Annotated in this window: 6 protein-coding genes; 3 read left to right on the forward strand and 3 right to left on the reverse strand. The window is 39.5% G+C overall.

Translation table 11 applies throughout. The features are described from left to right. The first annotated feature begins 9 nt into the window (after positions 1 to 9). Complete coding sequence (locus ATS75_RS14745; RefSeq protein WP_058561176.1) at positions 10 to 2,835, forward strand: tetratricopeptide repeat protein; 2,826 nt, start codon at positions 10 to 12, stop codon at positions 2,833 to 2,835. Here ATS75_RS14745 and ATS75_RS14750 read toward each other — a convergent pair. The 3 genes from ATS75_RS14750 to trxA all read right to left on the reverse strand — a co-directional run bounded on the left by ATS75_RS14750 (position 2,827) and on the right by trxA (position 6,088). Next, positions 2,827 to 4,071: a methyl-accepting chemotaxis protein gene (locus tag ATS75_RS14750; protein WP_058561177.1), complete on the reverse strand. Its 1,245-nt coding sequence runs from the start codon at positions 4,069 to 4,071 to the stop codon at positions 2,827 to 2,829. The two genes, ATS75_RS14745 and ATS75_RS14750, sit on opposite strands and share 9 nt — an antisense overlap. Before the next feature lie 250 nt (positions 4,072 to 4,321). Continuing rightward, positions 4,322 to 5,581: a transcription termination factor Rho gene (gene rho / locus ATS75_RS14755; protein WP_058561178.1), complete on the reverse strand. Its 1,260-nt coding sequence runs from the start codon at positions 5,579 to 5,581 to the stop codon at positions 4,322 to 4,324. A 180-nt stretch (positions 5,582 to 5,761) separates the two neighbouring features. Next, positions 5,762 to 6,088 carry a thioredoxin TrxA gene (gene trxA / locus ATS75_RS14760; protein WP_058561197.1) on the reverse strand — a complete coding sequence of 109 codons (327 nt, stop codon included), beginning with the start codon at positions 6,086 to 6,088 and terminating at the stop codon, positions 5,762 to 5,764. A 90-nt stretch (positions 6,089 to 6,178) separates the two neighbouring features. Here trxA and rhlB point away from each other — a divergent pair, with 90 nt between their 5' ends. Both rhlB and gppA read left to right on the forward strand, forming a co-directional pair. Further along, positions 6,179 to 7,456, forward strand: a complete 1,278-nt coding sequence (rhlB, locus tag ATS75_RS14765; RefSeq protein WP_058561179.1) for an ATP-dependent RNA helicase RhlB — start codon at positions 6,179 to 6,181, stop codon at positions 7,454 to 7,456. Positions 7,457 to 7,503: 47 nt separating this feature from the next. Then, positions 7,504 to 8,997, forward strand: a complete 1,494-nt coding sequence (gene gppA / locus ATS75_RS14770) for a guanosine-5'-triphosphate,3'-diphosphate diphosphatase (RefSeq protein ID WP_058561180.1) — start codon at positions 7,504 to 7,506, stop codon at positions 8,995 to 8,997. The last annotated feature ends 206 nt before the right edge of the window (positions 8,998 to 9,203 follow it).

Raw genomic sequence — 9,203 nt, forward strand, 5'->3', positions numbered from 1 at the left:
GACAGATTTATGTTAGGTAAGTTTAAGCGGCTTTTTTTTATTGCGTTTATTACTGTACTTGGCGTGGCGTCAACTATCTGCTTTGCTGAGCCTCAAGACCCTTTACTTGAACAATTTAATCAGGTGACTGATTGGCAGCAAAAAAAAGAGATAGCTGACCAGCTGCTTTTGACCAAACAACTCACATCACAACAACGACTAGCGATTTACAGCACGATGGCTGAACGCGCATTCACCGAGAATGATTACCCCCTCGCATTAGATTTTTATCAATCGCAAGAAAAAAATAGCAATATAAACGACTCCCCGGAGCAATATTTCCGCTCTATAAAAATGCAAGGTGTGGTTTACTACTATCAAGGGCTAATGCAGCAGGCGATAAAAGAATACAGTCGGGCTTTAGCCATTGCAAAGCAACTAAATAACGCTTTGAAGCAGGCCAATTTATTGAGTAATATAGGTTTAGCTTATTTTGATATGTATAACATGGATCTGGCTTTGGACCATTATCAAAAAGCAAAAGCGATTTATGAAACACACGGAAGTGTGCAAGATAAAGCGGATATCCTTCATAACATTGCAGGAATATATATTAAACTGTCGCGTTATGACTCGGCTTTAGAGTTTTACCGTGAAGTATTAGCGGTATTTCAACAACTCGATGATAAAGATGGCATTGCCCAAGTCTATGGAAATATGGGGGTGGCTTACGTTGAGTCAGGACGTAACCAATTAGCATTACATTATTATCAATTAGCTTTACGGTATTATCAAAGCATTAATGATGCTTATCAACTTTCAATCCGCCATAAAAATTTAGCCAATTTAAACCTTAAATTAAATGAAATAGACACAGCTAATTATCACGCGCTTGCTGCGAAAGAGTTTGCGATTAAAGCCGATAACAAGTCTCTTTTATTGACTGCTTTGCATGTGTTAGCAAAAGTTCAGCTAGTGAAAGGGAATATCAATGAAGCAAGAGTAAATTTAAACGAGTCTTTTGCACTTGCTAAAAAATACAACAATGTGATGTTGGCTAAGGAAGGGTTAGGCATTAATTCGCTACTACTTGCAAGCGTGGGGGATTATAAGCAAGCGGTCGACTTACATGCGAAATTTGTTGAGTACCAGCAGAGTATACGCAGTGAAGAGGTTGTTAAGGCACTCACGGTATTTCAAACCCAATTTAAAGCGAATCAACTCAATCAAGAAATCCTGCAGTTAAAGCAAGAACGAGACTTGCAAGATCTAAAAATTGCTAAGCGTTCGCAGCTATCTATCTTACTAGCAATAGTCATGGTGCTTGGGCTAATTTGTAGCATTGCATTGTATCGTCGCTCTATAGAAAGAAAAGCCAAGATTCAGCTAAGTGAACAAGTCGAACAGCGAACGCAGGAGCTGCAATTTGTTGCACAAGAATTGCGAGCAGCCAATGAAGTTAAAAGCCAATTTCTTGCTAATATTAGCCATGAGATCCGCACGCCGTTAACCGCTATTCTTGGACAAACAGATGACCTCATTAATGGTTTATATGAACCACAAGATCTTAAGGCTGAGTTGTTGGTAATAAAAAAACACAGTGACCATTTAAAAGACTTAATAAATGATGTGTTGGATATCAGCAAAATTGAAGCAAATAGGTTGGAGCTTCATTTGACAAAGTTTGATCTTATTGAATTGGTGAATGATGTGTATGAAATGTGCCAAGCGCACGCATCTCAAAAAGGATTATCTTTAGCATTTGAGAACCAATTAGCGCAAAGCCACTGGGTTAAACTCGATTTAATGCGTGTAAAACAAATATTAATTAATTTATTGACCAACGCAATAAAGTTCACTCAACGAGGAAGTGTCACACTCCGATTGAGCAAAACGCAGAGCGGTGTCCAATTCAATGTGATTGATACAGGCATAGGCATGAGTGTTGAACAATTAAAAATGGTTTTTGAGTGCTTTCAACAAGGTGACAATACCATTAGCCGTCGTTTTGGAGGATCGGGATTAGGATTGTCGTTATCACAACAGTTAGCGATGATGATGGGCGGGTATATCAGTGCACTAAGTGAACCAGATAAAGGCAGTGAGTTTATTTTTAATTTGCCGTGTAAACAAAAGAGCGCAGGTCCTTTATCAAGCTCGGTCATTCGTAACAGTCAGCAGGTTCAACTTCAGGGAAAGGTTGTCTTAGCTGAGGATCACCCTGATAATCGACGCTTGATAACTCGTTATCTTACCTCTTTAGGTCTTGAGGTGATTGCAGTGAGTGATGGTGAGAAAGCCGTTGAGCAATGCTTACAACAGTACCCCGACATTGTTTTGCTTGATATTCAAATGCCCATTATGGATGGGCTTAGCGCACTGGCGTTATTGCAGCAATGTGGCTTTAGTAACCCAATTTACGCTTTAACTGCTAACGCAATGAGCCATGAAATTGAAAACTATATGTCGCTAGGTTTTACAGGGTACTTAAGTAAGCCAATAGACAAAAAAGTGTTTTATAATACTTTAGCTAGTCAATTAGAGCAGAATAACAAGCAGCCTGTCAGTGAAAGTAAAGTCGATATGACAGACTTAACACAGAGTTTCATCAAAAGTTTTAGAGAAGAAGCTGAATCTTTGAGTATGCATCTACAGCAATGTGATTACAAAGCGCTTCAGCAAGACAGCCATCGTATTCTTGGGGCTGCTCAAATGTTTGAAGTTCACGATGTCATCAAGCCAGCTTTAAATTTAGATCAAGCATTATTGAATAATCGTGATAAATACGAGGTTGATGATGTTGCCTCGTTAACGCATGTGTTAATTGATGCATTAGATGCGTATTCGTTAAAATAATTCTATATCATTTTCTGTCGGTTCCTCAGTGATGACTTCTTTTTGATAGGAACGTTTCCTTGGTGCGGTATCAGTAGCATGTTGAGTAACAAGGAAAAAGCTGAACTTTTCTTCTAGACTTGTTGCAAGCAGGTGTAAATCGTTACTTGAAACGGCTTGTATTTTTGAGTTCGATAGGGCATCAGAATTTAGTTCGACCAATGAGTTGATACTCGCTTGTGATTCATCAGAAAATTGCTTTTGATTACTCACTTGTTGATTGATGGCATTAGACATCTCACTGATCTCAAGTACTGCAGTCTCAATAGCTGTAATTTCGCTACTTGACGTTTTGGTAAGCGACACCGTTTGTTGCGCTTCATCTAAGGCTGTATTCATTAAAGTATGCGCTAAATCAGTGCTCTGTTGAATTTTACTGACCATGGCGCTTACTTCTTGTGTCGATTTACTCGTACGTGATGCTAAATTACGCACCTCATCAGCAACAACAGCAAAGCCTCGGCCTTGTTCACCCGCCCTAGCAGCCTCTATGGCAGCGTTTAATGCAAGTAAGTTTGTTTGTTCAGCAATGGCATTAATGACTTCAATAACGGATCCAATATTGTCACTGTCTTGTTTAAGTTGCTTTATGTGTTCACTGGTTTGTTCAATGTTATTCGCTAATGCGAGTAAGCTTGTTTGACTCTTATCTGAATCAATACGTGTTTTCTTTACTGACTCTGTTGCATTTGCAACTGAGTTATAAATGGTTTTAACATTAACACCAAGCTCACTCGATGTGTTGAGCATCTTTTGGATTGTTTGGGCAAGTTCTTGACCATGAGAGTACTGAATTGTTGCTTTTTGGGTCATTGATGCATAGGTATCTCTTAGCTCATTGGCCATCGGCCGTAATCTATCTGAGGATATTTGCAGTTCTTCAAATAGGTGCTCAATAGTCGTTAAACTGGCGTTCAGTGCTAAGCAAGAGGAGGGGATTGCAGGGTCACTTTCATCAAACCGAAAAGTAAAGTTAATACCGTCATTACTTACTAAGTTTTCCATCAAGGTGTTTAGATATTTATCAGGTAGCGCTAACTTTCGCTTAGTAAAGAGATAAAAGAGATACACAGGTACTAATACGGTTAAATATAAAGTAGCAATGACAGTAGGGGCTAAGTTAAATGAATAACAAACCAGCCCAATACTGACAATAAAAAAGCACTGAAGTAGTACTAAACTTTGGGTAATCGTCATTCTGATTTTCCTTTTTAATATGACAGCTATCAATCAACTTATTTTTTGTATATTTAAGATTGATTCAAAATAAGTATAGTTAAAAAAGACTAGACGACAAAAAATGTTTTACGGCATATGAGAAATTAAAAAATAACGTAGGGTATGTAGCCTGCTTAGGTTGGGGAGATTCATAGAGGGGAAGATAGTGAGTTGATACACAAACAAAAAAGCTCGCCATTAAGCGAGCTTCTCAATAATGTCATTATGCTTACTGGCGTCTCATAGAGTCAAAAAACTCATCGTTTGTTTTGCTCATTGAGAGTTTATCAATTAAGAATTCCATCGCGTCAATTTCTGACATCTCATGAACAATCTTACGTAAGATCCACATTTTCTGTAGTTCATCAGGTTTTGTGAGTAACTCTTCGCGACGAGTACCTGAACGATTAAAATCAATAGCTGGGAAAACACGCTTTTCAGCAATCTTACGATTTAGGTGCAATTCCATATTACCCGTACCTTTAAACTCTTCGTAGATAACTTCATCCATCTTAGAGCCGGTATCAATAAGTGCAGTTGCAATAATTGTTAAGCTACCACCTTCTTCAACGTTTCGTGCCGCGCCAAAGAAGCGTTTGGGTTTGTGTAGTGCGTTAGCATCAACACCACCGGTAAGTACTTTACCTGATGAAGGAATAACCGTGTTATAAGCGCGCGCTAAACGGGTGATTGAATCAAGTAAGATGATGACATCTTTCTTGTGTTCAACTAAACGCTTTGCTTTTTCAATCACCATTTCAGCCACTTGAACGTGACGGCTTGCCGGTTCATCAAATGTTGACGCAATTACTTCACCTTTTACAAGACGCTGCATCTCAGTAACTTCTTCCGGGCGTTCGTCAATCAGCAATACCATTAATGTTGCATCAGGGTGATTATGGGTGATTGATTGAGCAATGTTTTGTAGTAGCATTGTTTTACCCGCTTTTGGCGGTGCTACTAATAAACCACGTTGGCCGCGTCCGATTGGTGATGCTAAGTCAAGTACGCGGGCTGTAATATCTTCAGTACTGCCATTTCCTCGCTCCATGCGCAATCGCTCATTAGCATGAAGTGGAGTAAGGTTCTCGAAAAGGATTTTAGTTCGAGAGTTTTCTGGCCTATCAAAGTTTACTTCGTTTACTTTTAACAGTGCGAAGTAACGCTCACCGTCTTTTGGCGGACGAATAAGACCCATAATTGAGTCACCAGTACGCATACTAAAACGACGAATTTGGCTAGGTGATACATAAATGTCATCAGGGCCAGCTAAGTAAGACGCTTCTGATGATCTTAGGAAACCAAAACCATCCTGAAGTATTTCTAATACACCACCGCCAAAAATATTTTCTCCACTTTTGGCGTGGGCCTTAAGGATAGCAAAGATGATATCTTGCTTTCTTAAGCGGGCTACGTTTTCGAGCCCCATGGACTCAGCTAAGGCTACAAGTTCTTTTATAGACTTGTCTTTTAATTCGCGTAAATGCATATTGGTGGGTTCTTTATTACAGTTATCATACTCATTTAATCGATATTGATTAGTGAGAGAGGTTTGTTGGTAAACTAAGGATTAGTTGGCTTTATAAACTAGCAGCTCACTGGCCCAGCGTCCAGTCTTTATACAAAATAAACGTAAAAAAAGGGCAATTAGCCCTTTTTTTACTGGGTGTTAGATGTTGTTTTCTAAAAACTCAACAAGTTGTGTTTTAGAAAGTGCGCCAACTTTAGTTGCTGCAACTTGGCCATCTTTAAAAAGAAGGAGTGTTGGAATACCACGAATACCGAATTTTGGTGGTGTACCTGCGTTTTGGTCGATGTTTAATTTACCGATAACAACACGGCCATCAAATTCGTCAGCCACTTCATTTAGAATAGGGGCGATCATTTTACAAGGTCCGCACCATTCAGCCCAAAAATCAACTAGTACAGGCTTGTCTGATTGTAATACGTCAGCTTCAAAGCCATCGTCAGTTAATTGTATAATTTTCTCGCTCATTGCGCTCTCCGATAAGTTAGGCGAATTATTTAATGCGTATTTAAACACTCTTGTTTCTTATTGCAAGTTTAAACGTTATGCTTAAACGCTATGACTAAGACACATTTGACCGATAAAAAGTTTTCAGACTTTGCTATCGCACCGGAAGTGGTTACCGGTTTAACCGAAAATGGGTTTGAATATTGCACACCCATTCAAGCTAAATGCCTACCTTTTATTTGTGATGGCCGTGATATTGCGGGTCAAGCACAAACAGGGACAGGTAAGACGTTGGCGTTTTTAACCGCCACATGCCATCGGTTATTACAATCTAGCAAAGCACCTAGTAAACATCCAAGAGCCCTGATCATGGCCCCTACGCGGGAGCTTGCGATTCAGATTCATAAAGATGCTAAAATTTTAGCGCCACACTGTAATCTTAACTTAGGTTTAGTATATGGTGGCGAAGATTACGAAAAACAACGTGCGCAGTTAGAAAAAGGCGTAGATATTTTAATTGGTACCACAGGTCGCCTAATCGATTTATATAAACAAGGTTGCTATACCCTTAATGAGATTGAGGTTGTGGTGTTAGATGAAGCCGATCGCATGTTTGATTTAGGTTTCATAAAAGACATTCGCTATATGTTTCGCCGTATGCCAGACACTTCGCAGCGCCTTAATTTATTATTTTCTGCAACGCTTTCATACCGTGTGCAAGAGTTAGCATTTGAACACATGACAAATCCTGAGCATGTACAAGTTGAGCCTGATGTTAAAACGGGCAAGCGAATCTCAGAAGAGTTATTTCAACCATCTCAAGAAGACAAAATTAAATTATTACTTACTTTAGTTGAAGAAGAGTGGCCAGATAAAGCGATTGTTTTTGCAAACACTAAGCACAGCTGTGAAACAGTGTACGCATGGCTAAAAGAAGATGGACATCGCGTTGGTATGTTGACGGGTGACGTAAATCAGAAAAAACGCCAATCGATCCTAGCACAATTTACGAATGGCGAACTCGATTTCCTCGTGGCCACTGATGTTGCTGCACGTGGTTTACATATCCCCGAAGTGAGTCATGTATTTAACTTTGACTTACCTGATGATTGTGAAGATTATGTTCACCGTATCGGTCGTACTGGTCGCGCTGGCGCATCAGGCAAAGCCATTAGCTTTGCATGTGAACAATACGCATATAATCTGCATGAAATTGAAGAATACATAGAACATAGCATTCCTTTATCACATTACGATAAAAGTGCATTGCTTGATGATTTAACAAAACCTACTATTCAAAGAAAGCGCAACTATTCGACAGGCCCTCGTAATCGTAGTAATAACGGCGGACGTAGACCAAACAATAGTTACCAAAAAGCACGGTCGTAATTTACGCCCGAAGTAGAGTTGTAGTAGTAACTAGAGGTTTTTGAACGGTGGGGCAACTTAAACCGCAAAAAAATGTTTATGCAGTAATTGATTTAGGGTCAAACAGCTTTCATATGCTGATTGCTAAATCAATTGCTGGTGGCCTACAAACCATAGGTCGAGTTAAACGCAAAGTTAGATTAGCGGCAGGGCTTGACGAGGATAATTTGTTAAGCGCTGAAGCTATGCAACGAGGTTGGGAGTGTTTGGCACTTTTTGCCGAGCGTCTTCAAGATATTCCAAAAGCTAACATAACCATTGTTGCAACTGCTACCTTGAGGTTGGCAACCAACGCTGATGTATTTAAGCAAAAAGCAGAACAAATTCTTGCTCACAAAATTAATGTAATTAGTGGCGAACTTGAAGCCCGCACAATTTACAAAGGTGTCGCGCATACTTCTTCTTGTTCTGGTCGACAGTTGGTGATTGATATTGGTGGTGCAAGTACTGAAGTTGTTATTGGCAAAGGCTTTGATGCACTGCACTATAAAAGTCTGAACATGGGTTGTGTTACATACCTTGAGCGTTACTTTAAAGATTGCACATTAAGTGATAAAAATTTCAATGCTGCTATTGAGGCTGCAAAAGAAGTTATTGCTGAAATTGCACCAAGTTACAAAGAAGCTGGCTGGGAAATTGCCTCCGGTGCATCAGGTACAGTACAAGCAATCCAAGAAATCATGGTTGCTCAATCATTAGATGAAACATTAAGCCTCGATAAGCTACTTGAAATAAAAAAGCAGTCAACGGCCTTTACTACGATTGCTGAACTTGATTTGCCCGGTTTGAGTGAGGAAAGAAGATTAGTCTTTGTATCAGGTCTTGCAATCTTAATTGCATTATTTGAATGCCTTGAAATTGATAAGATGGGACTTGCTGGTGGAGCGCTTCGCGAAGGCGTTCTTTATAGTATGATTCCAGAATTTCACAACCATGATATTCGTAAGCGTACTGTTGATGCATTTATGAGTCGCTATCATGTTGATCAAAAGCAATCAAATCGAGTTGCTGAATTAAGTAATCATTTAGCGCATCAGGTGAGCGCACAATGGATTGCTTTAGAGCAAGGTGGCTTTGCTTTATTAAAAGCTATCGCTCAGCTGCATGAAATAGGTTTGCTCATTGAATATAAGCAATACCAAAAACACACAGCTTACATTTTAGAAAACACAGATATGCCAGGTTTTTCTCAGTCAGAGCATAAAATTATAGTCGCCGCTACAAATGCGCACCGCTCTGACTTACAAAAAGATGCCTTTGCATATTTAGGATGTCATCAGCAATTAGCACAATATATAACAAGGCTAATTAGAATTGCTGTAATTTTATCTATGCGTCGCCAAGATGACGTACTGCCTAAGTTGAGCTTAACTGCGGATAATGAGGTGTTAACCCTTTCTTTTGAAGAAGGCTGGCTAAAAGCACATCCATTAATGGCGAGTGAGCTGCTGCTTGAGTCTAAACAGCAAGCTAAAGCAGGTTGGAAATTTATAGTTAAGTAAAAAGGCTCTATTGAGCCTTTTTTTGTAGCAAAATACCGCACTTTGCTTTAAAAGTGTTCAAACAGTTCTTTTTTTTCAAAAGATCGAAAAAAAGGGTTGATCTGTTTTCGGATCTCCCTATAATGCGACCCCACTGAGACGGCAGAGCGCAACGCATAGCGGGGCACGAGCTAATCACAGAGTTAAATAAAACTTCGGTTTTAAAT

It is taken from the genome of Pseudoalteromonas sp. H105, assembly GCF_001469215.1.
In the GTDB taxonomy this organism is placed as follows: Bacteria; Pseudomonadota; Gammaproteobacteria; order Enterobacterales; family Alteromonadaceae; genus Pseudoalteromonas.

Bases quoted from the DNA above. Each gene is read 5' to 3' on its own strand.
- ATS75_RS14750 (WP_058561177.1), bottom strand. From the start codon at position 4,071: ATGACGATTACCCAAAGTTTAGTACTACTTCAGTGCTTTTTTATTGTC.
- ATS75_RS14745 (WP_058561176.1), top strand. From the start codon at position 10: ATGTTAGGTAAGTTTAAGCGGCTTTTTTTTATTGCGTTTATTACTGTA.
- trxA (WP_058561197.1), bottom strand. From the start codon at position 6,088: ATGAGCGAGAAAATTATACAATTAACTGACGATGGCTTTGAAGCTGAC.
- rho (WP_058561178.1), bottom strand. From the start codon at position 5,581: ATGCATTTACGCGAATTAAAAGACAAGTCTATAAAAGAACTTGTAGCC.
- rhlB (WP_058561179.1), top strand. From the start codon at position 6,179: ATGACTAAGACACATTTGACCGATAAAAAGTTTTCAGACTTTGCTATC.